Genomic DNA, 26,484 nt, shown 5'->3' with positions numbered 1-26,484 from the left:
AGATAAAATATGCTTATACTTCTTTTGCGTAGACACTTCAGTTTTTTTCTTCTTTTTTTATTGCTTTCTCTTAGCTTTTTTTCTCAACGTGTCATTGCTGAACCTACCACACATTTTTCTGAAAATGCGCGGATTGTTTCCATTGGCGGTTCTCTGACGGAAATTGTTTATGCATTAGGCGCACAAAATCAACTTGTTGCCCGTGATAGTACAAGCGTTTATCCTAAAGAAGCCCTCAAACTTCCTGTGCTTGGCTACATGCGTGCTCTTTCACCTGAAGGTGTTCTATCTCTTGCTCCAGAAGGTATCTTGCTCGTTGAAGGAAGTGGTCCTCCTCCAACAATTGAAATTCTCAAAAAAACATCCATCCCTATCGTGATCATACCAGAAAACTATTCTCGAGAAAGTGTCATAGAAAAAATTCGCCTCGTTGGAAAAGCCATCCATCGTGAAGCACAAGCTGCTGCATTAATTCAAAAAGTAAGCCGTGATTTTGTAGATAATGATGCTCTTTTGGCAAAAGTAACGAAACCAAAGCGGGTTCTTTTCATTTTATCTGTACAAAATGGACGCGTTATGGCATCTGGAACAGATACAGCAGCTGATGGTATCATAAAACTTTCAGGAGCTATCAATGCCATTACCGATTATAAAGGGTATAAACTTCTCAATAACGAAGCATTACTAAAAGCAGATCCTGATGCTATTTTGCTTATAACGCATAGTGGAAAATCTATTAATCTTGAAAAGCTTTTAGCGATACCAGCAATTCAGGCAACAACTGCTGCCAAAAATCACGCTATTAAACAAATGGATGCTATGTACCTTTTAGGATTTGGTCCACGCACCGCAAATGCATCAAGAGAACTTATTCATATGCTTTATGGTGCAAACCAAAACGATAAAAACGGATAAAATTGGTAGAGACGCTGTCCATGGTTTATGCACCTGAACCAGAAAAACATAAAAGAATAAAGCGTGAAGATTTGAGAAAAATACTCTTATTCGCTCTTATAATATTCCTTATCTTTAGCATTTTAAGCGGACTTTTAAATGGCGCTTCAAATACTTCACTCTTTGATTTTCTTTATAGCCTGTTTACGCAAGAATTTTCTGTCATTCGTAAAACACGCGATTATCTCATATTTATTGATATAAGGCTTCCTCGCGTTATCTTAGGGCTATTAATTGGAGCAGCTTTGGCTGTCTCTGGTGTTCTAATGCAAGGACTTTTCCGTAATCCTCTTGCTGATCCTGGAATTGTAGGTGTATCAGCAGGAGCCGGTCTTGGTGCTGTTTTAGCCATTGTTATCGGTTTTGCCTTTCCTGTTTCATTTGCATCTTTTCTAGAGCCGTACAAGGTTATCATAGGCGCTTTTTTGGGTGGGCTTTTATCAACGATTGTTCTCTACATCATAGCAACGCATCATAGCTTTACCTCTATTGCAACCATGTTGCTTGCCGGTATTGCCCTTGGAGCCTTAAGCAGTGCAGTTGTCGGAACGTTGATTTTTATTGCAAATGACCAGCAATTACGCGATATTACTTTTTGGAGTCTTGGCTCTCTTGCGGGTGCGACATGGCTGAAAGTATGGCTTGTTCTCCCTTTCATCTTTGTTGGTCTTCTTTTCTCCCCCTTTTTATCACGAGCCCTGAATGCTCTTGCACTTGGAGAAGCCGTTGCTGGTCATATTGGCTTCCCAGTTCAACGCGTTAAAAATATTGCCATTCCCCTTGTTGCTCTTATGTGTGGAAGTGCTGTTGCTGTCAGTGGTGGTATTGGTTTTATTGGGATTATTGTTCCTCATATTTTACGTCAGCTTATTGGTCCTGATCACCGCTATCTCATTCCTTATTCTGCTCTCTTAGGAGCAGCGTTGCTTATTTTTGCTGATACGTTTGCACGCTTAATTGTTGCTCCCGCAGAATTGCCAATTGGAATTGTAACAGCACTTTTTGGGGCTCCCTTCTTCCTGTGGATCCTTATATGCAAACGAGGAACAGACTTTTCATGATTGAAGCGATAAATATTTGCGTTCAGCGCGGGAAGAAACAGATTCTTAACCACATTAATCTTCAAGCTAAAAGTGGCGCTTTTACCATTATTATTGGTCCCAACGGATCAGGGAAAAGTACTTTTGTCAAAGCATTAAGTGGGGAAATTCCTTACGGTGGAAAAATAACCTTAAATGGTTATGATGTACGCCAAACAAAGACTTATGAAATGGCAAAAATGCGGGCCGTTTTACCACAATCAACGACGCTCGTATTTCCATTCTTAGTCCATGAAGTTGTAGGGCTTGGTCTTTCTGTAAACCACATTACCATTACCAAAGCCGAATTACAAAATCTTATCCAAGAAGCTCTAGAGCGCGTTGACCTTTCTGATTATGGAAACCTGTACTACCACCAATTATCAGGTGGAGAACAAGCGCGCGTACAACTTGCACGTGTTCTTTGCCAAATTTGGAAACCCATTTATAATGGAATTCCTTGTTGGATGATATTGGATGAACCTATTGCTAGCCTCGATATTCAACATCAAATTATTGTTATGGATATTGCAAAACAATTTGCCCATTCTGGTGGTGGCGTTCTTGCTGTTCTTCACGATCTCAATCTCGCAGCACATTATGCAGATAACATGATCTTGCTCAAGGAGGGTGAGATTTATTGCGAAGGAAATGCCTCTGCCGTTTTGACAACACAAAATCTCCGCAATGTTTATCATTGTTCCTTAAACGTTTCTGAATTACCTAAAGAAGATATCCCATTTATACTCCCTCAAACAGCATCCTCCTGTGAAGCTAGATCTCAAAGCTATCGGCTTCAATCTAAAAATTAAAATCCATGAAAAAAATAAAATACGAAAAGATCCAAGAGTCTGTTTTATTTTTAAATGAACTCTTTTCTCTAAATCCATAGAAGATTTATTTGTGGTTTTAGTGGCATTATTTTTTTCATAACGCACGTGCTTTAGCTGTTTTTATCAATAGATAAATACTGATTTATAATGATCATTTACCTCCCTCTATAGTCAATAAGAAGATTAAATATGATCATATTTTTCACTTTTCTTCCTCTATTTTAAAAATTGTTTTTTGGCTCTCTCAAGTATTATATAAACCGTATAGAGGTTTCCTCTTTAAATATATAAAAAATAACGCGGAATTACTCCGCGTTAACAAAATTATCAAATGTATATAGATTCTGTATTTCCCAATCATACTCATGATTTTATAGCATAGACGACTGTTGTATTAACGGGGCGTGTTTCAGCCTCACCCGTATTGGCAAGAGTTACCTTGTGTGTATGCGCACCAGCAGAAGCTGTTGTCCCTTTCAAGGTTGTATTATAGGTATAATAATTCGGGAGTCTCCCAATATTACCAGTTGGCCATCCAACTCCTTTATACTCAAAATCGTGCACATGTGCTCCTGATTCTTCAACGGTTCCAATATGCGTATGCGATTTTATGCTATCTTGTTGTTCATCTGCAAATTTTCTATCCTCATCTAAACCCCGACCATCATCAAAGCCACGTAGAAACATGCCTCTAAAATCAGGAACTTTAAAAGTTGTATCGCTATCTTTTCCCCATTTATCACCTATAGCCTTGAATAACTGCGGATAATCTTCACGCTTATAAGCCGTACCATCACATAAAAGCCAACCATTCGGTATATTTTGCATAGCAAATGTTGCAATGAATCCAGCGGGAAAACTTTCTATCTTTGGTGCTGTAGGGTTCAATAAATACCAACCATCTCGACCTTCTGTTGAAACATGGCCATTATATACCATTTCATAAATACCATCTGTTTGTAGCTCTCCCCCTTCTAACGATATAACACCTGTATGCGTCGCCTTATAAATAGGCTTTTCTTCCATGCTATTAACTTTTATTGTCGTCTTGCCAACATTCACGCCATGGGCCTTAAAACGTATGATGATATCATTGTTGTATTTCTTTATCGGCGAAACTGTCTTTAAGGTAATTAATGTTGTTTTATCTTCCGCATTGATCATAAAGCCTGCGTCAATAGATCCACCATTATCTGCAAGATATTCACGCACGCGTTGCATCATCGCCCTTGCACTATCATTGACAGAACTAGGCGGCTGACCTTCTGACCAATTAATAATATTATCTGAATGAGCATTTTCATCAGCCTTTAGCGACCAATCGTAAATATTCGACATTATAAATCCCCCATTATTTTTCATCGTTTTTCTAACAACTTCTCGTTCTGTACTCTAAAATTTTCCCGCTGCACTGAGATATCATAACCACAGTACCATCCGTATTTTACGCATTCCTTCTCTCTTCACTCCTTTCAATTTAATAAGCTAATTTCATCAAACTTTTTTCATAACATCAGTCACTTCTCATATGTAATGTAGGCACCTTATCTGATGTTATTTGGTATCTTGTTTTGTTGCTTTGCTATCATTATACAGTTATATTCTTAAATCTTTGGTCTTGTTGCAAACTTTTACAAATACCGTTCAATTTTCCCCTTACTATGGATTTCATATAACCATTATTGAATGCAATAACTTGTCATCTGCATAGAAAGTCGCTGATTTAAATTTTTAATAAAACATTTTATTTGTTCAATATGTTAAATCTCTCTTTTGATTATGATTTGTATTTAAAAAATTTAAAAGTTAGCTTCAAATTCTTTGCATACCTCATTATGTTTTTATTGACATGAGGGTGCTTTATTCTATTTCTTTTAATTTATTTCTGAATTTGTATTGCGAGATCAACACCAATGTTTTTTGAACAGTCTTTTGTTCAACCTCAATGCATCATAAAGAATATATTTAATTGATAATTTCTTCTCTTCAGTAAACTGAAATACTAAGGAAAAATCACAGAACTCCCCTGAATCTGAAGGTTGCATCCGATCCAGATACCAAGAAAACACCCCACCCTTAAGCCTTTACGAACAAATCTCACGTCTTTTTAAATCAACGCTCTACAATCAAACCCGCTCTCACTTAAAATGGCTCCCTCTATGTATATATTTTATTATAGGTATATTTTTTTTGCAAGAACAATAAATCCTTTTGAACATGATCTTGCAATTATTGATGTTCTCCTTAATTGATTACAATATCAAAGTAAGCACTCTTGTAAACTATTTTGCTAACTCATCTGCCTCATCAATCCAAACAAAAAATGCTCGATTGATTGACATTTTCTACCCCTCCCCCTCAGTTATCAAAGACAATTTCTTAATATATAAGTTTATCACTTCATAATGCCTCTTTTTATTCTTAAAAATACACCAAAATCGTTTAAAATACATCTTTGTGATTGACAATATCTGTATTTAAGCCAATCATATCAGTGCTAACAAAAGTGTTTATATGGGGGAGTGCAGATATTATTTAGATATTGCATTAATCTTTTCAAAATAAATTTTCTTAAGCTTTATTGAAGATCACTTACTATAAAATGTTAGAAGCATTTCTTCATTCAAGAGTACGTAATTGATCATTTGAATATATCCCCATACCACCTTAGTTTTTGAACTCTGTGTTTAGAAGGAAAAAATTTGTGCCCAAAAATATTCCATCAATCAGTTGCAGCCCCTTTCCAGCCTCACGCAAAATTTATCAACAGAGTCCTTTTTTTTCTGATGTGCGTGTCCCATTGCGTGAAATTTCATTAACCGATGGGAGTGGTGAAAAACCTTTAAGTGTTTACGATACTTCTGGTCCCTATAGCGACAAAGATGCAACCATTGATCTTACAAAAGGGTTACCCGCAATTGGCTCATCTTGGCTCTCTAGGCGTGATGATACTGAACCTTATCCTGCACGCCCAATTAAACCTGAAGATAATGGATTAACGCGCTCTCCTATACCCGCCTTTGAGAAAAAACGATCTATTTTGCGCGCAAAAAATGGCAAAGAAATTACACAAATGGCCTATGCACGTGCAGGTATTATTACAGAAGAAATGGAATATGTTGCTATACGAGAAAATGAAGGGCTCTCAATAAAAGATCAACAACAAGTGCAACCCAATCCATTGGGTGGAGAAATACCAGAAATTTACACTGCGGAATTCGTTCGGAATGAAATTGCCTGTGGGCGTGCTATTATTCCTCAAAATATCAATCATCCAGAATGCGAACCAATGATTATTGGACGCAATTTTCGTGTTAAAATTAATGCCAATATTGGCAATTCAGCCGTAACATCTTCAATGGCAGAAGAAGTTGATAAAATGGTTTGGGCTATTCGTTGGGGCGCAGATACCGTGATGGATCTCTCGACGGGGCGAAATATTCACAATATCCGTGAATGGATTATTCGAAATTCTCCTGTCCCCATCGGGACTGTTCCTCTTTATCAAGCACTCGAAAAAGTACAAGGTATTGCTGAAAATTTAACATGGGACATTTTTCGCGATACTCTTATAGAACAAGCAGAACAAGGAGTTGATTATTTTACTATTCATGCTGGCTTAAGGTTACCATTTATTCCGATGACCATTGATCGTGTAACAGGGATTGTATCTCGGGGTGGTTCTATTATGGCAAAGTGGTGTCTTCATCATCATAAAGAAAGCTTTCTCTATGAACATTTTGATGAAATTTGTGATATTGCAAGCACCTATGATATCTCTCTTTCCTTAGGAGATGGATTACGCCCTGGCTCTATTGCTGATGCTAATGATGAAGCCCAATTTGCTGAACTTAAGACTTTAGGAGATTTGACAAAAGTTGCTTGGAAAAAAAATGTACAGGTTATGATTGAAGGACCAGGACATGTCCCAATGCACAAAATTAAAGAAAATATGGAACAGCAACTCGACCTCTGTCATGAAGCTCCTTTTTATACTTTGGGACCTCTTACAACTGATATCGCTCCTGGTTATGACCATATTACATCCGCCATTGGTGCAGCTATGATTGGATGGTTTGGAACCGCTATGTTGTGCTATGTAACACCTAAAGAACATCTAGGGCTTCCCGATAAAAATGATGTCAAAACGGGAGTCATCACTTATAAAATTGCCGCTCATGCTGCTGATCTTGCAAAAGGTTTGCCCAGCGCACAATTACGCGATAATGCTCTTTCACGTGCACGATTTGACTTTAGATGGCATGATCAATTCAACCTTTCTCTTGATCCAGAAACGGCTTGTGCCTTTCATGATGAAACAATGCCTAAAGATGCGCATAAATTGGTGCATTTTTGTTCTATGTGTGGACCAAAATTCTGTTCTATGCGTATTTCTCATGATATTCGTGATGCTGCATCACTCAAAAAGGCAAAAGGTGAAGGTATGGTCGCTATGGCTGAAAAATATCAAGAAAGTGGTGACCTGTATGTCGAATCCCCTCAAAAAAAGAGAGTCAACAGTTGAAGAATATTCTGATCAAAGGTGCGGGGGTCGGTGGTTTAACCGTTGCTTTTATGTTACAACAAAAAGGCGCTCATGTTACTGTATCGTCCCCTCCTCTTTCTCCTATAGGAACAGCAAGTTGGTATGCAGGAGGAATGCTTGCGCCTTACTGTGAAAGAGAAAATACTGAACAGATCGTTGAAGATCTTGGTGTACAAGCCATACAATGGTGGAACAAAATATTTCCAAATCTCGTCATACGAAAAGGAACTTTCGTTGTCGCACCAGCACGAGATAGGGTAGAACTTGAACGATTTTCAGAGCGGACACATCATCATAGAATTATAAACGGTGAAGAAATAGCACGTCTTGAACCTGATCTTGCAGAACGTTTTAACCATGCGCTTTTTTATGAAAATGAAGCCCATCTTGATCCTCGTAAAGCGCTCATTGCTTTAAAAGAAATCTTGATAAAAAACGGTGCATGTTTTGTTGATGTCAAAACATCTGAAATAAATTTTGATATGATCATTGATGCAACAGGAATAGCACGTTTAGGAAAAGATAAAAATATACGGGGGGTGCGTGGTGAAATGCTGCTCGTACGCTGTAGGGATATTAAACTTTCCCGCCCCATTCGTCTTCTTCATCCACGCATCCCACTTTACATTGTTCCGCGACAAGATAATATTTTTATGATTGGAGCAACGATGATTGAAAGTGACTTTGATGGTGCCATCTCTGTGAGATCAATGATGGAATTGCTCAACGCAGCCTATACTTTGCATCCTGCTTTTGCTGAAGCAGAAATTGTTGAATCTGGCGTTGGGGTTCGTCCAGCTTATCCTGATAACTTCCCTTCTGTATGCAAATATGGTAATCATATTTCTATAAACGGATTTTATAGACATGGTTTTCTTTTATCTCCAGAAATGGCAAAACGCGCGGTAAAATTGGCATTGGAATAAAACATGCAAATCTTTGTTAATGGTGAAAAAGTTCAAACAGAAACCACTTTTCTCAATCTCTTGCTTGAAGAATTGGGGTATGAAGGAAATTGGCTCGCTATTGCTGTTAATGCAGAAGTTATTCCTGTAGAGGCACGCGACCAATTTATTTTACATGAAGGAGATAAAGTAGAAATTTTAAGCCCAATGCAAGGAGGCTAATATTTATGTTGAATCTTTATGGGCGTCAATTCTCATCTCGTCTTATGTTAGGTACAGCGCAATATCCCTCACCTGCTGTTCTTCGTGATGCTATTCATAAATCGAATACAGAAATTGTAACTGTTTCATTACGCCGCGAAAGCGCTGGTGGCAAACAAGGGGGACAATTTTGGCAATTCCTTCAAGAGCTTGATATAACGATACTTCCCAATACCGCAGGTTGTTATACTGTTAAAGAAGCTGTAACGACAGCCCATTTAGCACGAGATCTCTTTAAAACCTCTTGGATTAAACTCGAAATTATCGGGAATGCTGATACCTTACAACCCAATGTTTTTGCTCTCATCGAAGCAGCGCAAATTTTAAATAGTGAAGGTTTTCACGTTTTTGCCTATACAACCGATGATCTCATTGTTGCTGAAAGACTCTTAGATGTTGGTTGCCAAGTTATTATGCCTTGGTGTGCGCCTATTGGCTCTGCCAAAGGTCCTCATCATACCGATGGACTACGTTCTATTCGCGCTTATCTTCCTGATGTTACTCTTGTGATTGATGCCGGCATTGGACGCCCATCCCATGCGGCTGTTGCTATGGAACTGGGCTATGACGCAGTGCTTCTTAATACCGCAGTTGCTAAAGCAGGAAATCCTGTCTTGATGGCTGAAGCGTTTTCTAAAGCTATCCAGGCAGGGCGTATGGGATATCAAGCAGGAATTCTCGAAGCACGCAATGTCGCCGTTCCTTCAACCCCCGTTATTGGTAAAGCGGTATTTTGATGAAGTTGGACCCCTTTTATCTCATTGTTGACAATGCTGATTGGGTTGAACGTTTGGTTCCTCTTGGTGTCAAACTCATACAATTACGTATGAAAGACGAAGATTTTCAAACAATCCGTCAACATATCAAACGCGCAAAAAACATTTGTGATCAATGGAGAGCACAACTCATAATTAATGATCATTGGCGCATTGCCATTGATGAAAAATGCAATTTTATTCATCTTGGACAAGAAGATCTACGTAATGCTGATCTTCCTGCAATTCGCAAAAATGGTATAAGATTTGGTGTTAGCACCCATGATGAACATGAATTGGATATCGCCCTCTCTGTTCATCCTGACTATATTGCTCTTGGTCCTATTTATCCGACAATCTTAAAAAAAATGAAATGGCAACCTCAAGGATTGGAAAAAATCAAACTATGGAGAAAACGGATTGGTGCTTTACCTTTCGTTGGCATTGGTGGTTTAAACCCAGAACGCGCAATAGATGTTTTGAAAGCAGGAACCAATAGCGCGGCAGTTGTCACCGACATTATCCTCCATAAAAAACCCGAAGAACGGGTAAAACAATGGCTCAAGGTGACCCAACCATGGCGTTAACACCTTCTATGCTCATTGTTGCAGGCACTGATCCAACAGGAGGTGCTGGTATTGTTCGTGATATAGAAACAGCAGCATATTTTCACATCAAGGCAAATTTAGCCATCACTTGTGTCAATGTACAAGATGATCATCACGTTGCTGAAATTGTGCCCATGAATGAGAAACTTATCGCCGCGCAAATGCGCAGTGCTTTAGAGGCTAATCCTATAAGAACAATAAAAATTGGTATGACAGGAAATCAAGCCATTATCGCAGCAATTTGTCGTGTACTCGAAGATTATCCCCATATTCCCGTTATTCTTGATCCTGTTCTGGTTGCCTCATCAGGAGGAAAACTAACAACGGAAAAAATCATAGAAATTATGATCAATCAGCTTCTCCCATATGTTACTCTTTTAACACCCAATAGAGAAGAACTTGCTCTTCTTAGCCAAACCCCACTGGCATCTCATCATGAAGAGACAGTACAACAAGCAAAAAAACTTTTGTCATTGGGCGCTCGTTCTATTTTAGTAAAAGGAGGGCATGCGGAGGGACCTCTTGCAATTGATAGCTTCATTGACAAAATGGAAATTATCAATATTTCTGCTCCACGTTTAAAAGGAACAATGCGTGGAACAGGGTGTATTCTCTCAACTGCTATTGCAGCTCATTTGGCACTCAATGAACCTCTTATTTCAGCTGTAAAAAAAGCAAAAGCATATACCCACACATTGCTTTTAACCCATTGTAAAAATATTTTTTAAATAATAGAAGCTTATATAAAAGTAATATTTATGTATTTTATTTATATAAATATTACTTTTATACTTAAATTTACTATAAAAGATAATTTTCGTTAATTATTAAATATAAAACATAATGATAAATATTTTATTATTTAATCACTTGCATAAAAGTGAAAATTCTTTTACCGTGAGGAAATTAGTTTTTTTTAAAAGCTATAGTGTATCTAAGCAAATTGTACATTTAACAATGTATATAATCGCAAACTTCCACATTTTATGATGTGCCTTTTTTATGAAAAGAGAAAATGCTATATCAGCGTTTTTAGGTACGAACAAACAGATTTATAAAACTTGAAGGATAATTTTGTTTGATCTATAATTGCTAGATCATTAGAAAAAATAAAATGTTAAATCAAACGCCGTACTTAATTTCCTATGAAGAACTTTTAAACTTTTATAAAGAAAGTGGCGCGGATGCTGTTTTGACAGATTTACCGATTGATCGCTTTAAGCAGCTTCCTTCTTCCGAGAGAAAATTAGCACCTGTTGTAAACATTTCTCATCATCAACAAAGATCCCCCACAACATCTCCAACCGTAAAATTAGATCATCAGCCGCTGCATAACTCTAGGGCTATACAAAATGAACCTGCCGCTATAGAGAGCGCAAAAAGTGCAAAGACACTTGATGAATTAAAATCTGCTCTTCTTGCATTTAATGGTTGTTCATTAAAATTGACAGCAAAAAACACCTGTTTTTCAGATGGAATAGCAGGAAGCCCCCTGATGCTTATAGGCGAAGCCCCAGGACGAGAAGAGGATATACAAGGCGTCCCTTTTGTGGGAAAAGCAGGAATGTTACTGAATAAAATTCTCGCATCAATTGGCTTAACAAGAAATAATGTTTACATCGCCAACACTATTCCTTGGCGTCCACCCGGAAATCGTACACCAACCCCCAGAGAAATTGCCTTGTGCCGCCCTTTCATCGAACGGCACATTTATCTAGCGCGTCCTCGTGTTCTTATAGCATTGGGAGGCGTTGCTGCACAGTTTCTGACCGGATCTCAAAGTGGGATTATCCGAACACGAGGCAAATGGCATATTTATGAAAGCGAGGATAATATAAAAATACCTGTCATGCCAACTTTCCATCCTGCTTACCTTCTTAGAACCCCTAGTCAAAAAAAGCTTACATGGATAGATTTCTTAGAAGTGAAAAATCGCCTCGATAACCTTTTGTAACTCTTTAATCCTATCTTGCTTCTAAAATTAAAAAACCTTTTTAAACTCTTAAAATACAAATGAGAAAAACTATGGAACAGCCAACAACATCTATTTATCGTTTGGAAGACTACCAACCAACCCCTTACGCTATCCCCAAAACACAACTTTCCTTCCAATTGGCACCAACAAAAACCTATGTTACCGCCCTATTGTCCATTGAACCCCGTCACGATACAAAAGAATTCACACCTCTTGTACTTTCTGGGGATGATCTTACTTTAATTTCTGTTGCAATTAATGGTGAGACATTAGCCCCAAACACTTATAAAGTTACGCCTTCGCATTTAGAAATTACAACACCACCAGCGGTTCCCTTTACATTAAAATTGGTTACGGAAGTGAATCCTGAAAGCAACCGCCAACTCATGGGGCTTTATCTTTCAAATGGTGTTTATTGCACACAATGCGAATCGGAAGGTTTTCGTCGTATGACTTATTTTTACGACCGTCCAGATGTTCTTTCTACCTATAGAGTGAAAATTGAAGCCGATTCCCAAACAATCCCCATCTTGCTTTCAAATGGCAATCTCGTGGAAACAGGAATTTTAGAGAATAATCACCATTTTGCCGTTTGGGAAGATCCTTATCCTAAACCATCTTATCTCTTTGCTTTGGTAGGTGGCGATCTTGATAAGTTAGAGGACCATTTTACAACTGCATCTGGACGACGTGTCGAACTTGGTATTTATGTAGAAAAAGGAAAAACCAAACGCGCTACTTATGCTATGGATGCCCTCAAACGTTCCATGCGTTGGGATGAACAATGTTTCGGTCGCGAATATGATCTTGATGTTTTCAATATCGTTGCTGTTTCAGACTTTAACATGGGCGCAATGGAAAACAAAGGACTTAATATTTTTAATGATAAATATGTTCTTGTCGATCCCGAAACTGCAACAGATCAGGATTATAGAAATGTTGAACGCATCATTGCCCATGAATATTTTCATAATTGGAGCGGTAATCGTGTTACCTGTCGCGATTGGTTTCAACTCTGCTTAAAAGAAGGATTCACTGTTTATCGTGATCAGGAATTTTCCTCAGATCAAAATGTACGCAGCCTACAGCGAATTGAAGATGTAAAAACATTAAAAGCGACGCAATTTAACGAAGATGCAGGACCTCTCGCTCATCCTGTCCGTCCTCGTCAATATAGCCAAATTAATAATTTTTACACCACAACGGTTTACGAAAAAGGTGCTGAAGTTGTCCGCATGATACGAACGATTTTAGGTCCCTCTCTCTTTCGTAAAGGTACTGATCTTTATTTTCAACGGCATGATGGACAAGCTTGTACAATTGAAGATTTTATTGCCTGTTTTGCTGAAGTATCTGGCCGAGATTTCTCCCAATTCATGCTTTGGTATGAACAAGCTGGAACCCCCAACGTAGAAATCGATAGTCATTATCGTGATGGTGTTTTAACAATTCATGCAAAGCAACATATTCCTGTAACCCCACAACAAAACACAAAAAAGCCCATGCTTCTTCCTATCGCATTTGGCTTATTAGGCTCTCATGGAGAACGCCTCGCTTATGAAGCGGAAACAGATATTCAATCAGACGTTATGCTGCTCTCCAAGGAAAGCCAAACCTTTACATTAAAGGGCCTCCGCGAAAAACCCGTTTTATCACTGTTGCGAGATTTTTCTGCGCCAATCATTCTACACACGCCATTCAATGAAAGCGAACTTATTTTTCTTGCACAGCATGATGACAATCACATCAATCGCTGGCAATCTCTTAATCAATTAATGACGCAAGCTTTGATTCAAAGCATTCAAGATACAACACAGGCAAAAGCAACACTCCCTTCTGCTTTGCTAAAGCTGATTGAAACGATCATAACAGATGAAAACTTAGAGCCTGAATTTCGTGCTTTCTGTTTAAATTTACCTAGTGAAGTTGAGCTTGCGCATACGATCGGTAAAAATATCGACCCAGATCGTATTCATTATGTCCGCAATCAGTTTTTAGCTTTACTTGCACAAACTCATCAAGAGCTCTTAACAAAATTCTATGAGCAGATGCAAACCCAAGAGCCCTATTCATCAAACACTGTACAAGCTGGAAAGCGAGCATTAAAGAATATCATACTGGATTACCTTTCCATTGCTGAAGCCAATCCAAATCGTGCTGCGGTACAATATGCAACAGCTGATAATATGACTGACAGAATGGCGAGTATCGCTGTTCTCGTAAAGCGTTTTAATGAAAGTGCGCAAGCACAAAATGCTTTAAATGATTTTGAAAACCGCTATCGACATGACCCTTTGGTCATGGATAAATGGTTTTCTGTTCAAGCAATGGTTGCTGGCGCAGAAACACTCGAGAATGTTCAAAAGCTCATGCAACACCCGCTGTTTTCAAAAGATAATCCTAATCGTGTACGGTCCCTGATCGGTGTCTTTGCCTCTCATAACCCCACAGGCTTCAACAGAATAGATGGAGCATCTTATCATTTTCTTTGCCAAATCATTTTAGAAATTGACAAAAACAATCCACAGCTTGCTTCACGATTATTAACAATGATGCGTTCTTGGCGGCAATTAGAACCCATTCGGCAACAAAAACTTGAAACTGAATTAAAAACAATCGCTGCTGCGCCAAAATTATCAAGTGATGTTGCTGATATCATCAATCGTCTGCTCACTTAAAACAAAAAAATATTTTAAATCAATATGATATGAGTATTTTTAAATAAATTCTAAAAAAAAACCTCTAGCACCATTAAACCGATAAACAGGCAATCCAAACCTGTTTATCGGTCATGTTTCAAATACCTTTTCCTTTTCATATTCCACATTCATAAAAGTAAAATACTTTTTTTAAAAAAAAGACTGGACAGAAGACTCCTGTTTTGATTCACTGCGCTTTGATGGGGTTACTCATGAAGATCGAAGCAGTTTTTAAATCACATTATTCCGGAATTAAAGGAACAAGAGATGACTAAATTGGACGCATATAATGCGCCAACGGAAATATATGCTGATTCAAAATCGAGCGCTCAAAGTCATAAAGCGCAGACAGAGCCTGTTCATCTGCTTTCTGGCTCTGCTTATCAAAAGCTTCTCTTTATTGAACCTTGGTTACGACGCTCACTTCCATTTGTCATTGTCGCATTTCTTATTGTTCTTGCAGTCATTCGTTTTGTATCAATCTATGATTGGCGCAATACAATTGATAAAAGCACGCGTTCTACTATCGCTCTCTTAGCTTCTCATATTACCAATACACTTGATCGTGACTTATTGGCTGTTTCTCAGAAAGGAAAAGTCTCTGCCCTTTCTCATGATCATTTGCAAAATATCCTCACCATTTTTTGCAATCAAGAGCTTATTAATCCTAGCACTCTCATCGCCATTGTTGATCAAAAAGGTAATGTCTTGGCTTCATCCAGTTCAGAGATCATCTTAGGAAAACCTTTACAAGATTTTATCTCTGATAGCATTGCTTTACAATCTCTTGGACAACACGCTGGAATTATGAAAATTACAATAGGCAAGGATACTCCTGCTCTTGTTTCATTTCATCAAACAGAAAATGGGCAATATGGCGTATTTATTAGTGAAAAGATACAAGATAGCACTATGAAATGGCGCAGATTTTTTTCGCTTAATATAACCCTCTTCATTGGAACAAGCGGTATTATTCTTGTTCTTCTGTTCGCTTATTATAATCAGCTTTTACGAGCCCGTAAGACAGATCTTGTTTCAGAAAAAATTCGAAACCGTATTGATATGGCAATGATGCGTGGGCGTTGTGGATTATGGGATTGGAATATGGCAAGTGGACGCGTCTATTGGTCACGAGCAATGTATGAAATGCTTGGCTATGTCCCTCAAGATGCATTGCTTTCAATTTCCCAAATTAGCGCCATTATCAATCCTAATGATGCCAATTTTTTTGATCTTGCTCAAGAATTAATGGGAGGCAAAAAAAAACATATCGATATCAATGTTCCCATGCGTCATGCTGATGGTCATTATGTATGGATGCGACTTCGCGCCGAAGTTACTGAAGAAGAAGAACCCCATTTGGTTGGTATTTCCTTCGACATTAGTGAACAGCAACAATTGGCTGAACAAACAGCGCAAGCAGATCTTCGTATCCGTGATGCGATTGAAAATATTTCAGAATCTTTTGTCTTGTGGGATGCTGAGGGACGTTTAGTCATGTCCAATAGCAAATTTTGCGAATATGCCGCTATTCCTAAACAAATTCTACAATCAGGGATCCAACGTGCAACCGTCGAAGCCATGGCTCGCCCTGCACTCAGTGAATATCCCCTCAAAGATGATGGTCACGGTAACTTAACCAGTATTCGCCAAACGGCAGATGGTTATTGGCTTAAAATTAATGAACGGCGAACCCAAGACGGAGGATTGGTTTGTATTGGTACGGATATTTCTGAGCTTAAACAACAACAGGAAAAATTTGAAGACAGTGAAAGGCGTCTTTTTTCTTTTATTCAAGAACTCAAACGCACGAGAGGGAGTGCTCAACAACGCGCAACAGAAGTGGAAAAACTGAATAAAAGTCTGAAAGCAGAAAAAGAGCGCGCAGAAAGTGCGAATAAGGCTAAATCAGAATTTTTAGCCAATATGTCTCATGAATTGCGCACTCCATTGAATGCTATTCTCGGCTTTTCAGATATCATGTTGCAATCGACTTTTGGCCCCCTTGGTTCACAGCGCTATAAGGAATATATGCATGATATTTACAATTCAGGAACCCATCTTCTAACTCTTATCAATGATATCCTTGATATGTCAAAAATCGAAGCTGGAAGATTTACGCTTGATTGTAAAAATACCGATCTTGAGCCCATCATTAGTGAAGCAGTACGAACGCTTACACCACAGGCTCAAGAAAAAAATATTGCTGTTACAACAAATATCACCCCAGAACTTCATGCTGAAGTTGATGGGCGTGCAATGAAACAGATTTTCCTTAATCTCATCTCTAATGCGGTTAAATTTACGCCTTCTGGTGGAAATATTGATGTCTGCGCTTTCAAGAAAAAAGATAATCTTATTTTTAAAATTACAGATACAGGTGTTGGTATTCCACAATCAGCCATCAAAAAACTTGGGCAACCTTTTGAACAAGTTGAAAATCAGCTTACTAAATCGCATACGGGATCGGGTCTTGGATTAGCGATTTCACGCTCTTTGTTAGAACTCCATAAAGGAAAACTTGAAATTACATCAAAAGAAATGAAAGGAACAACGGTAACGATTATCATGCCCATCACGCAAAGTTAAATTTGTTTTTAATTTCCCCATTTTGTTCCCGTTGGAGCAGAATCTGTTTCCGTTTCTTCCCCCAACGATACCCTGAGATACAACCATTTTTACGGACAACGCGATGACAAGGAATGATGACAGCCAATTCATTACGTGCACAGGCATGAGCAACAGCACGAAAAGCTTTTGGCATACCCACATGGCACGCTAATTCCTCGTATGAAATTGTTGCACCACATGGTATCTTACATAATGTCGCCCATACTTTTCGTTGAAAAATGGTACCCTTTATATCTAAGGGAAAATTATATTTTTTTACTAACTGAGGCGTTTCTATCATGGCTATAATATGCGCAACCTCTCTCTTAAATGTATTGTCACCCACAACTTGTTGTGCATCACCAAATCGTACCATGAACTCCTGTAACAATTGCTCTGTCGTATCTCCTAAGGCGATATGAAAAATCCCTTTTTGAGATTTTCCCACCAAAAGCTTTCCTATGGATACATCTTTAAGACAGAATATTCTCTTTTGGGGAATGTTCAGCATTTTAACTTTCTCTATAATTAAAAAAGTTTTGAACATTATCTATAAAATAAAGAGAGAGTATTTACGATCTTTTAAATTCAAACATGATTATCCTGAAATTATCTTCTTCGTTATGGTATTAAAATACATCTCCTCACTATTTTATGGAATGGAATCATACGGAGATTGGCTTTCTTCCTACCTTTTAAAAATCAAGACTCCAACCAGCGCCAAAATCTAGCTTTTTTTCTTACAGTTCCCCCCTAATAACCACTTCAATATAATTCACTTCATAAATTCTCTTTAAATTCTAGATTGAATTTTATCACACATTTTAATAAAAAACACCTCCTGTATAATTTTCATACCCTATATCACCGCTCTAAACAGCAGTGTTTTACAAAACAAAAAGATAAACTTCCCCTTTCATTTTACGAAACTTCATCAAGACAGAATGGTTCATGTTTTATTCCCCACGAATGCTTGAATATTCTCATTTTTCGGAGCACTCTTATTTTCTTATCAAAGTTTATCCTTTTGATATACTGATAAGGTCACTCAACCAAAAAAGAAATTTATTTTCAATTTTATGAAAAAAAGCATGGAAAAGGCATTTTAGTGCTTACTTTCTTTGTCACTTAACTTATAAAATGGCTGTAGCCTCAAAACTTAAATATTTTTCTTGCCACAATCGTGTACGGATATTTGTCATAGGAAAAAAACATGCCCAAACGCACAGATATAAAATCTATTCTTATCATCGGAGCAGGACCTATTATTATTGGTCAGGCATGTGAATTTGACTATTCAGGCACACAAGCCTGTAAAGCATTAAAAGAAGAAGGCTACCGAATTATTTTGGTCAATTCTAATCCCGCCACGATTATGACAGATCCAGATCTCGCTGATGCAACTTATATAGAGCCCATTACACCTGAAATCGTTGCCAAAATTATTGCCCATGAACGTCCTGATGCCCTTTTACCCACCATGGGAGGACAAACAGCGCTCAATACCGCTTTATCATTAAAGCGTATGGGTATTTTAGACCGCTATCATGTTGAAATGATAGGGGCCAATGCCGAAGCGATTGATAAAGCAGAGGATCGTGCTTTATTCCGCCAAGCGATGGCAAAAATCGGTTTGGAAACACCACGGTCTATGTTAGCCAATGCCACAGAACTGAAAGAAGAAAATCGCCAGAAACATGCAAAAACGCGTGCTGAACTTAAAGAAAAACTCTCTGGTGTAGCCCTTGAAAAAGCCCTCGAAGAACTTGAACGCAACTGGCGACATACCGAAGCTGATCGCAAACAACATTATATCGCCCATGCAACAGCAAAAGCAGTTCAAGCGCTTGATGTTGTTGGGCTTCCAGCTATTATTCGTCCTTCTTTTACTCTTGGTGGGACTGGCGGTGGAATCGCGTATAACCGCTCTGAATTTTATGAAATTATTGAACGGGGGCTTGAAGCTTCTCCTACAACAGAAGTTCTCATTGAAGAAAGTGTTTTAGGGTGGAAAGAATATGAGATGGAAGTTGTTCGTGATAAGAATGACAACTGTATCATTGTTTGTTCTATTGAAAACATTGACCCTATGGGGATTCATACCGGTGATTCGATCACCGTAGCCCCTGCTCTCACCTTAACCGATAAAGAATACCAATGTATGCGCAATGCTTCGATTGCTGTCTTGCGTGAAATTGGTGTTGAAACGGGAGGTTCCAATGTACAGTTTGCTGTCAATCCTGAAAATGGGCGTCTTATTGTTATTGAAATGAACCCGCGCGTTTCTCGCTCTTCAGCGCTTGCTTCAAAAGCAACGGGTTTTCCCATTGCAAAGGTAGCAGCAAAACTCGCCGTTGGCTATACACTTGATGAATTAAAAAATGATATCACAGGTGGTGCGATACCCGCATCATTTGAGCCTTCTATTGACTATATCGTGACAAAAATTCCTCGTTTTGCTTTCGAAAAATTTCCTGGGTCATCATCTGTTCTGACAACTGCAATGAAATCTGTAGGAGAGGTTATGGCCATTGGACGTACTTTTCAAGAATCATTACAAAAAGCACTCCGTGGACTTGAAACAGGACTTACTGGTTTTGATGAAATTATCATCCCAGAACATGCTGAAGGTGATGAAAAAAGTTCTATACGCTCAGCCATTGCCATCCCAAGTTCTGACCGTCTACGCTATATTGCTCAAGCTATGCGCGCGGGCTTACCCTTAAATGAAATCCACCAAATCAGCAAAATTGACCCGTGGTTTTTAGAACAAATAGCCTCCATCGTTGAAATGGAGCAGCGTATCCGCGTCCATGGGTTACCTCAAGATAAAGATAACTTACGTATGTTAAAAGCTATGGGCTTTTCAGATGCCCGATTAGCCACCCTTAGCGGACAAGGACCCGATGATATCGCCGCTTTGCGCAAATCACTGAATGTTAAACAAGTCTTTAAACGGATTGACACTTGTGCTGCTGAATTTTCTTCTCCTACAGCCTATATGTATTCAACATATGAAGCTCCCTTTGCTGGTACAGAACACTCAGAAGCGCAGATTTCCGAACGCAAGAAAATTGCGATTTTAGGTGGAGGTCCAAACCGCATTGGGCAAGGGATTGAATTTGATTACTGTTGCTGCCACGCGGCTTTTGCCCTACGTGATGCAGGCTTTGAAGCAATTATGATTAACTGCAATCCTGAAACCGTTTCAACTGACTATGATACCTCTGATCGTCTTTACTTTGAATCTTTAACAACAGAAGATGTTATCGCTATTTTAGAAGCAGAACAGGAAAAAGGTGAATTGGTTGGAGTCATCGTCCAATTTGGCGGGCAAACACCCTTAAAATTAGCAAGCGCTCTGGAAAAACATAACATTCCCATCTTAGGGACTTCACCTGATGCTATCGATTTAGCAGAAGATAGAGATCGCTTTCAAAAACTATTATTTAAACTTAACTTAACACAACCTAAAAATGGAATTGCCCACTCTATCGAACAAGCACGCCTCATTGCCCATGAACTAGGATTCCCATTGGTTGTGCGTCCTTCTTATGTTTTAGGGGGGCGCGCTATGCAAATTATCCGTGATGAGCGAAGCTTGCAAAATTATTTACTTGAAAGTGTTCCTGAATTAATTCCAGAAGATATTAAAGCCCGTTATCCCAACGATAAAACAGGACAAATTAATATATTGCTTGGTAAAAATCCGCTTCTCTTTGACACCTATCTAACAGAAGCCATTGAAGTAGATGTTGATTGTCTGTGTGATGGCAAAGAAACACTGATTGTGGGAATTATGGAACATATTGAAGAAGCCGGTATCCACTCCGGTGATTCAGCGTGTTCTTTACCAATCCATACGCTTTCACAAAGCATCGTCGCTGAATTAGAGCGCCAAACCAAAGCATTAGCACAAGCTCTTCATGTTCGTGGCTTAATGAATGTACAATATGCCATTAAAGAGGACACCATTTATGTCTTAGAAGTCAATCCTCGTGCTTCACGGACAGTTCCATTTGTTGCAAAAACCATTGGTCGCCCTATTGCTAAAATGGCTGCGCGCATTATGGCAGGAGAAACGCTGCACAATGCTCTCCAAGCTTATGGTGGATTACCTTCTTCGCAGAAAAAACAACATATTGCCGTCAAGGAAGCCGTGTTTCCTTTTGCCCGCTTTTCAGGTGTTGATACGCTGCTTGGTCCAGAAATGCGCTCAACCGGTGAAGTTATGGGACTTGACTATGAGTTTGCGCTTGCTTTTGCTAAAGCGCAACTTGGAGCTGGTGTAAAACTTCCTAAGGAGGGAACTTTATTCGTTTCTGTAAGAGATGAAGACAAAAAACGTATCTTAAATCCTGTAAAACGTTTAACAGAACTTGGCTTTTCTGTAGTTGCCACAAGTGGAACACAAAAGTTTCTCACTGAACATCATGTTGAAGCACAAAAAATCAACAAAGTTCTAGAAGGACACCCGCATATTGAAGATGCTATTCGTAATCGCCAAATTCAATTGATTTTTAATACAACCAGCACTGCCAGTGCCATCTCAGATTCCAAATCATTACGCTATGCAGCACTCATGCAAAACGTCCCCTATTATACCACAATAGCGGGAGCTGAAGCTGTCGTAGAAGCGATCAAAGTACTCAAAAAAAAGCGCCTTGAAGTACGTTCCCTGCAAAGTTATTTCAATTGAATTTCTTCCTATGTGGAAAAGCACACGCTTTTTGATACTCTTTCTTGATTTTTTCTTTGTATAAAAAATAGCAATTAAAGCTTGCTTTTTATGCTAAAGGCTTTTATATGGGGTTTATCGAATTTTCGGTTACGTGACTTTCTTTCCTGTGCGTTCTGCACTTTTGACGAAACTTCTCCCACCTAATTTCGATCTACAACCGTATTGAAGAATGATAGCTTCAATATACAATATAATTATATATCTAAGGAGTTTCCTATGTCTACAGGAACAGTTAAGTGGTTCAATACAACAAAAGGTTTCGGATTCATTCAGCCTAGTGATGGCAGTGCAGATGTATTTGTACACATTTCCGCCGTTGAGCGTTCTGGTCTAACCAATCTTAATGAAGGGCAAAAAATTTCTTATGATGTTCTTCAAGACCGTCGTTCAGGAAAATTTGCCGCTGGCAATCTTGCAGCTCTTTAAAGTTTAAATTCTGCAATATCTCGTTTAAAAATCTTCGTCTATAACGACGAAGATTTTTTTACTTTGTATAAAGCAAAATTGATCTTGATAAATGAAAACGCTACTTATCTATTTTGCGCAATTTATCAAGTTATTTCTCTCCTTCCTCTAATACTTTTATAGTCCTTAAGAGAAGAATTCCTTGTTAAAATTCTCAAAAAACAACACTATAAAATCCATATCAGAGTATTTTAGAAGTTTTTTATTGCATACAATATAATCTCTTATAGAATATCTTTAAAGCAATAATCATTTATTGATATAATATAAGGATTTTAAATTATGGCTTTTATTGCCGACAAACTGTCTCGTATCAAACCTTCTGCAACAATTGCTGCTTCCCAAAAAGCCCGTCACTTAAAAACATTAGGGCGCGATGTTATTGCTTTAAGTGCTGGAGAACCAGACTTTGATACCCCAGACAACATCAAAAACGCGGCCATTGAAGCTATTCGAAGGGGAGAAACAAAATACCCTCCTATATCTGGAATTCCAGAATTGCGCCAAGCAATTTCTGCAAAATTTAAAAGAGAAAATAGCCTTCTTTACCAACCAGAACAAATTATTGTTGGGACCGGTGGAAAACAAATTCTCTTTAATGCATTGATGGCAACGTTGAATAAAGGAGATGAAGTCATCATTCCATCCCCTTATTGGGTGAGTTATCCAGAAATGGTCGCACTTAACGATGGTACGCCTGTCTTTTTAGAAACAAAAGCTGAATTTTCTTATAAACTTCAACCACAAGAGCTTGAAGCTGCCATTACACCCAAAACAAAATGGTTCATCTTTAACTCTCCTTCGAATCCATCAGGTGCCGCTTATACATATAATGAATTGAAAAAACTCACGGATGTTTTAGTAAAATATCCTCATATCTATATCCTTTCCGATGATATATATGAGCATCTCACGTATGAAGGTTTTACCTTTGTAACTCCCGCTCAAGTAGAACCAGCGCTTTATGAGCGTACACTCACAATGAATGGCGTTTCCAAAACCTATGCAATGACGGGCTGGAGAATCGGTTATGCAGGTGGCCCACAAGAACTCATTAAAGCGATGGACATCATTCAAGGTCAGCAAACATCTGGCACGAGTGTTATTTCTCAATGGGCTGCTGTTGAAGCACTTAATGGACCTCAAGACTTTATCGCTAAAAATAAAAATATTTTTCAAGCGCGCCGTGATCTCGTTGTTTCCATGCTAAACCAAACCTCCGGCATTCATTGTCCAACACCCGAAGGTGCTTTTTATGTTTATCCTTCTTGTGCAGAACTCATTGGCAAGAAAACACCGAACGGCCAATGTATTAGGAATGATGAAGACTTTGCTGTAGCACTTCTAGAAACAGAAGCTGTTGCTGTCGTCCAAGGGTCTGCTTTTGGACTTGGATCAGCTTTTCGTATTTCTTATGCAACATCAGAAAAATTACTTGAAGAAGCTTGCACACGTATCCAGCGCTTTTGTAACAGTTTAATTTAAAATTTTTAACATCATCTTTTGTGATTGTTTTTTACCGAATGTCACTCTATCCAACACACTATCGAAAGCTATATTAAGGACAGGACCTATCGATTCAGAAAAAATAGAAGCGGCAGATCAAAATCAAAAAAAATCTAGTGATCAAATAAATGAGTCAGTCTATTGTCATGAGAGATAAAAAAAACTGTTTAGCTTTCTCTATCCAATTTATAACACTAAGAAATCTCGTACTTTTCAACATAACCGCCCTTATAATGAAACCTTTTCTATTACTTGGCTTCCTTTTTGCCAGAAAATGAAGAAGAGTCGTCCCTCTCCGTTGTGTAAATAGTTTAAATTTTCTTAAGTTTTCGCTATTAACCACTTAATTAACTTTATAGGTGTTATGAACAAGCCCTTAATATTCATCTCATACTTTCATAAAAAACACTCCATATATAAAGTTTTAAAAGAGTTTTATGGTACAACAGAATAAAACTCTCTCAAATTTCTCATTGAGCTTTTAGTCTACCTAACAAATTTTTTTGATCTTCATAATTTTTGAAATTTTTTCTTATCAATCTCCCTATGCATTGCAATTTCTAAGCACTCTTTTAGGAATAAAAAAAGCCGGACACATGTCCGGCAAATTTGGAAAATCCTCAGAGATAAAATCAATCTGACAGATCTTCGTAAGGGAACACTCAAGAAAATGCAATGGGAGGCAACATAATCAAGAGATAGCATTCTATGTCATTTTATAAGCAGAAGCACAATAAAGACTTAAGCGTATCTGCTATGCAATAGACACATAGCTCTAATTTTTTCTCAATCTTGTATCTCTTTCATTAAATAGAAAGAGACCATCCTCATACGATTGTCCAATTTTCAATATTATAATAGCCTTCACATTTGAGAAAACTCATAAGGGATATTTTATCCCTTTCTGCAAGAGTATTTATTCACACAAATGTCCTTCCACCGTATGACCTAAAATAGTTTTAGAAAACTCATAAAAGGCTCCGGTTGTTTCAGCGAATCAATCGCGTAAACTAGAGTAAAACCTATGCAAACAAGCTCCAAGTTTATTTTTCTCATATCCTTTGATATACAGCTCTCAGCAAAGTAACCTCAATCTCAACAGAAAAAATCATTATGAGATAATAAGCATGCTTGTTTTAAATTTAAAGAGATCTGTCTCAAGCCCCTCTCCCCCCAACTCGCGATAGCGCTGTGTGGATGTTATAACGATAAAAGCCATTGAAATCCCCCATCTTTATATTTGTGAAGGAGAAAACTCGTACCATCACAAATTTTACCAGCCCCCATGTTTTGACAGCCCTTGCACTTGAGATGGTTCAAAAGAGGTATGCTTTTCTCATAAAATTTTATCTATATGCCCCCCACCCGCTTGTAACGTGCAAACAAGTGAGTTGATTGATTCGATATAAACAGATTTGGAATGAGAAAAGCTTAATATACTCAAGCTTATAATTCAATATGAATAAATTTTTATTATCATGATAAATCAATAAATTGTACACTTAAAACATCACGCAATCAATGATTGTATTGATTCAATGTGAGAAAATTTGAAATGAAAAAATATTATGAGAGTCTTAAGGTAAAAAACAATTAATTATCCCTTATAAATAAGGCATGAATATTAAAAAGACCACTGACGCGCTTTTAAGAAAATATAATCTCGAAAAGCATTCAACCTTGCTAAATTCTTTAAATTATAAGGATAACAAAAAAAAGTATCAAAAGAAGGAATATCAACCATATCAGGAAAAAGACGCACCAAGCGCTCATCATTATTGACAATATAATCAGGCAATACAGCAATCCCAAGATCACGCATAAGCGCATTTTTTATTGAAATGATATTATTGATTTGTAGAATTGAAATGCGCAATGATCCATCACTTCTACCGGCTTTTTCTAACCAATTTAAACCAGATAAATAAGGAGGAACAGGTTCACCGAAAGAAATAATACGATGTTCATCGAGGTCAGACAATTTTTCTGGTTTTCCATAATTTGCAATATACTTTTCTGAAGCATAAACATGCATATGAATTGTAAATAATTTTCTTTGTATAAGATCTGGTTGTTGGGGTTGATGGAGGCGAACAGCACAATCTGCATGACACATCGTCAAATCAAGCTCTTCATCAGAAAGCAAAAGCTGCACTTGCATATCAGGATAAAGACTAAGAAATTCTGGCATACGCTCTGCAATCCACCCTGCCCCCATTCCGAAGGTCGAGGTCACACGTAAATGCCCCGTTGGTTTTGCATAGCTTTCACTTAATTGTAAACGGACACTTTCAAGCTTCATCAAAACATCGTGAGCTGTACGATAAAGAGTTTCTCCCTGTTCTGTAAGAATCAAACCACGCGCATGACGCAGGAATAAAGATACCCCAACCTCTTGTTCTAAAGCCGATACCTGTCGTGAAACTGCTGATTGAGATAAATGAAGCTTTTGAGCAGCATGCGTAAAAGATCCCGCTTCTGCTGCTGCATGAAATACCCTTAACTTATCCCAATCCAACGGTGGCGCCACAATTAATCCTACCTCTA

At 38.1% G+C, this 26,484-nt stretch carries 18 protein-coding genes; 15 read left to right on the top strand and 3 right to left on the bottom strand.

Annotated features, from left to right (window positions below):
• Positions 1-9: 9 nt before the first annotated feature.
• The 3 genes from D1093_RS05390 to D1093_RS05380 are packed head-to-tail and all read left to right on the top strand — an operon-like array spanning position 10 to position 2,845.
• A complete protein-coding gene (locus D1093_RS05390; RefSeq protein WP_120101166.1) occupies positions 10-915 on the top strand; it encodes a heme/hemin ABC transporter substrate-binding protein in 906 nt (301 codons plus the stop codon).
• 20 nt (positions 916-935) lie between these two features.
• Positions 936-2,015, top strand: coding sequence for a FecCD family ABC transporter permease (locus D1093_RS05385; protein ID WP_120101165.1), 1,080 nt, complete (start codon positions 936-938; stop codon positions 2,013-2,015).
• Positions 2,012-2,845, top strand: a complete 834-nt coding sequence (locus D1093_RS05380) for a heme ABC transporter ATP-binding protein (RefSeq protein WP_120101164.1) — start codon at positions 2,012-2,014, stop codon at positions 2,843-2,845. The genes D1093_RS05385 and D1093_RS05380 overlap by 4 nt, the downstream gene beginning before the upstream one ends.
• A 384-nt stretch (positions 2,846-3,229) precedes the next feature.
• Here the strand turns inward: D1093_RS05380 and D1093_RS05375 are convergent, their stop codons facing one another.
• Positions 3,230-4,204: a tail fiber protein gene (locus tag D1093_RS05375; RefSeq protein ID WP_120101162.1), complete on the bottom strand. Its 975-nt coding sequence runs from the start codon at positions 4,202-4,204 to the stop codon at positions 3,230-3,232.
• A 1,366-nt stretch (positions 4,205-5,570) separates the two neighbouring features.
• Between D1093_RS05375 and thiC the strand changes: the two genes are divergently transcribed.
• The 9 genes from thiC (at position 5,571) to D1093_RS05330 (ending at position 17,204) form a co-directional block, all read left to right on the top strand.
• Entirely contained in the window at positions 5,571-7,391 is a 1,821-nt protein-coding gene (gene thiC / locus D1093_RS05370; protein WP_120101161.1) for a phosphomethylpyrimidine synthase ThiC, read from the top strand.
• Complete coding sequence (thiO, locus tag D1093_RS05365; protein ID WP_120101160.1) at positions 7,388-8,338, top strand: glycine oxidase ThiO; 951 nt, start codon at positions 7,388-7,390, stop codon at positions 8,336-8,338. The genes thiC and thiO overlap by 4 nt, the downstream gene beginning before the upstream one ends.
• Before the next feature lie 3 nt (positions 8,339-8,341).
• Positions 8,342-8,539, top strand: coding sequence for a sulfur carrier protein ThiS (gene thiS / locus D1093_RS05360; RefSeq protein ID WP_120101158.1), 198 nt, complete (start codon positions 8,342-8,344; stop codon positions 8,537-8,539).
• Positions 8,540-8,544: 5 nt separating this feature from the next.
• Positions 8,545-9,315: a thiazole synthase gene (locus D1093_RS05355; RefSeq protein WP_120101157.1), complete on the top strand. Its 771-nt coding sequence runs from the start codon at positions 8,545-8,547 to the stop codon at positions 9,313-9,315.
• Positions 9,315-9,920 (top strand): thiamine phosphate synthase, encoded by a 606-nt coding sequence (locus D1093_RS05350; protein ID WP_120101156.1) that lies wholly within the window; start codon positions 9,315-9,317, stop codon positions 9,918-9,920. Before D1093_RS05355 ends, D1093_RS05350 begins: the two co-directional genes overlap by 1 nt.
• Entirely contained in the window at positions 9,911-10,669 is a 759-nt protein-coding gene (locus D1093_RS05345) for a hydroxymethylpyrimidine/phosphomethylpyrimidine kinase (protein WP_120101154.1), read from the top strand. The genes D1093_RS05350 and D1093_RS05345 overlap by 10 nt, the downstream gene beginning before the upstream one ends.
• 386 nt (positions 10,670-11,055) lie before the next feature.
• Positions 11,056-11,895 carry a uracil-DNA glycosylase gene (locus D1093_RS05340; protein WP_120101152.1) on the top strand — a complete coding sequence of 280 codons (840 nt, stop codon included), beginning with the start codon at positions 11,056-11,058 and terminating at the stop codon, positions 11,893-11,895.
• A 71-nt stretch (positions 11,896-11,966) separates the two neighbouring features.
• Positions 11,967-14,594: an aminopeptidase N gene (pepN, locus tag D1093_RS05335; protein WP_120101151.1), complete on the top strand. Its 2,628-nt coding sequence runs from the start codon at positions 11,967-11,969 to the stop codon at positions 14,592-14,594.
• Between the two features lie 288 nt (positions 14,595-14,882).
• A complete protein-coding gene (locus tag D1093_RS05330; protein WP_150222278.1) occupies positions 14,883-17,204 on the top strand; it encodes a sensor histidine kinase in 2,322 nt (773 codons plus the stop codon).
• On the opposite strand, the gene D1093_RS05325 is transcribed toward D1093_RS05330, so the two are convergent.
• Entirely contained in the window at positions 17,191-17,736 is a 546-nt protein-coding gene (locus D1093_RS05325; RefSeq protein ID WP_120102344.1) for a methylated-DNA--[protein]-cysteine S-methyltransferase, read from the bottom strand. The two genes, D1093_RS05330 and D1093_RS05325, sit on opposite strands and share 14 nt — an antisense overlap.
• A gap of 702 nt (positions 17,737-18,438) precedes the next feature.
• On the opposite strand from D1093_RS05325, the gene carB reads away from it, so the two are divergent.
• The 3 genes from carB to D1093_RS05310 all read left to right on the top strand — a co-directional run bounded on the left by carB (position 18,439) and on the right by D1093_RS05310 (position 23,916).
• The gene (gene carB / locus D1093_RS05320) at positions 18,439-21,924 is read left to right on the top strand and encodes a carbamoyl-phosphate synthase large subunit (protein WP_120101147.1); all 3,486 of its coding nucleotides are present in this window, start codon (positions 18,439-18,441) and stop codon (positions 21,922-21,924) included.
• Between the two features lie 258 nt (positions 21,925-22,182).
• A complete protein-coding gene (locus D1093_RS05315; RefSeq protein WP_005773801.1) occupies positions 22,183-22,392 on the top strand; it encodes a cold-shock protein in 210 nt (69 codons plus the stop codon).
• A gap of 321 nt (positions 22,393-22,713) precedes the next feature.
• On the top strand, positions 22,714-23,916 hold the full coding sequence (locus tag D1093_RS05310) for a pyridoxal phosphate-dependent aminotransferase (RefSeq protein ID WP_120101145.1): 1,203 nt from the start codon (positions 22,714-22,716) through the stop codon (positions 23,914-23,916).
• Between the two features lie 1,645 nt (positions 23,917-25,561).
• On the opposite strand, the gene D1093_RS05305 is transcribed toward D1093_RS05310, so the two are convergent.
• Complete coding sequence (locus tag D1093_RS05305; RefSeq protein ID WP_120101141.1) at positions 25,562-26,467, bottom strand: LysR family transcriptional regulator; 906 nt, start codon at positions 26,465-26,467, stop codon at positions 25,562-25,564.
• Positions 26,468-26,484 lie beyond the last annotated feature (17 nt).

It is taken from the genome of Bartonella kosoyi (assembly GCF_003606325.2).
Lineage (GTDB): Bacteria > Pseudomonadota > Alphaproteobacteria > Rhizobiales > Rhizobiaceae > Bartonella > Bartonella kosoyi.
The sequence above is the reverse complement of the archived record's forward strand: the minus strand, read 5'-3'. Positions and strand labels throughout refer to the sequence as shown.

Coding starts and splice junctions, on each gene's coding strand:
- D1093_RS05375 (WP_120101162.1), bottom strand. CDS start 4,204: ATGTCGAATATTTACGATTGGTCGCTAAAGGCTGATGAAAATGCTCAT.
- D1093_RS05350 (WP_120101156.1), top strand. CDS start 9,315: ATGAAGTTGGACCCCTTTTATCTCATTGTTGACAATGCTGATTGGGTT.
- D1093_RS05310 (WP_120101145.1), top strand. CDS start 22,714: ATGGCTTTTATTGCCGACAAACTGTCTCGTATCAAACCTTCTGCAACA.
- D1093_RS05330 (WP_150222278.1), top strand. CDS start 14,883: ATGACTAAATTGGACGCATATAATGCGCCAACGGAAATATATGCTGAT.
- D1093_RS05345 (WP_120101154.1), top strand. CDS start 9,911: ATGGCGTTAACACCTTCTATGCTCATTGTTGCAGGCACTGATCCAACA.
- D1093_RS05340 (WP_120101152.1), top strand. CDS start 11,056: ATGTTAAATCAAACGCCGTACTTAATTTCCTATGAAGAACTTTTAAAC.
- D1093_RS05355 (WP_120101157.1), top strand. CDS start 8,545: ATGTTGAATCTTTATGGGCGTCAATTCTCATCTCGTCTTATGTTAGGT.
- D1093_RS05315 (WP_005773801.1), top strand. CDS start 22,183: ATGTCTACAGGAACAGTTAAGTGGTTCAATACAACAAAAGGTTTCGGA.
- thiS (WP_120101158.1), top strand. CDS start 8,342: ATGCAAATCTTTGTTAATGGTGAAAAAGTTCAAACAGAAACCACTTTT.
- D1093_RS05390 (WP_120101166.1), top strand. CDS start 10: ATGCTTATACTTCTTTTGCGTAGACACTTCAGTTTTTTTCTTCTTTTT.
- pepN (WP_120101151.1), top strand. CDS start 11,967: ATGGAACAGCCAACAACATCTATTTATCGTTTGGAAGACTACCAACCA.
- D1093_RS05385 (WP_120101165.1), top strand. CDS start 936: ATGGTTTATGCACCTGAACCAGAAAAACATAAAAGAATAAAGCGTGAA.
- carB (WP_120101147.1), top strand. CDS start 18,439: ATGCCCAAACGCACAGATATAAAATCTATTCTTATCATCGGAGCAGGA.
- D1093_RS05325 (WP_120102344.1), bottom strand. CDS start 17,736: ATGCTGAACATTCCCCAAAAGAGAATATTCTGTCTTAAAGATGTATCC.
- D1093_RS05380 (WP_120101164.1), top strand. CDS start 2,012: ATGATTGAAGCGATAAATATTTGCGTTCAGCGCGGGAAGAAACAGATT.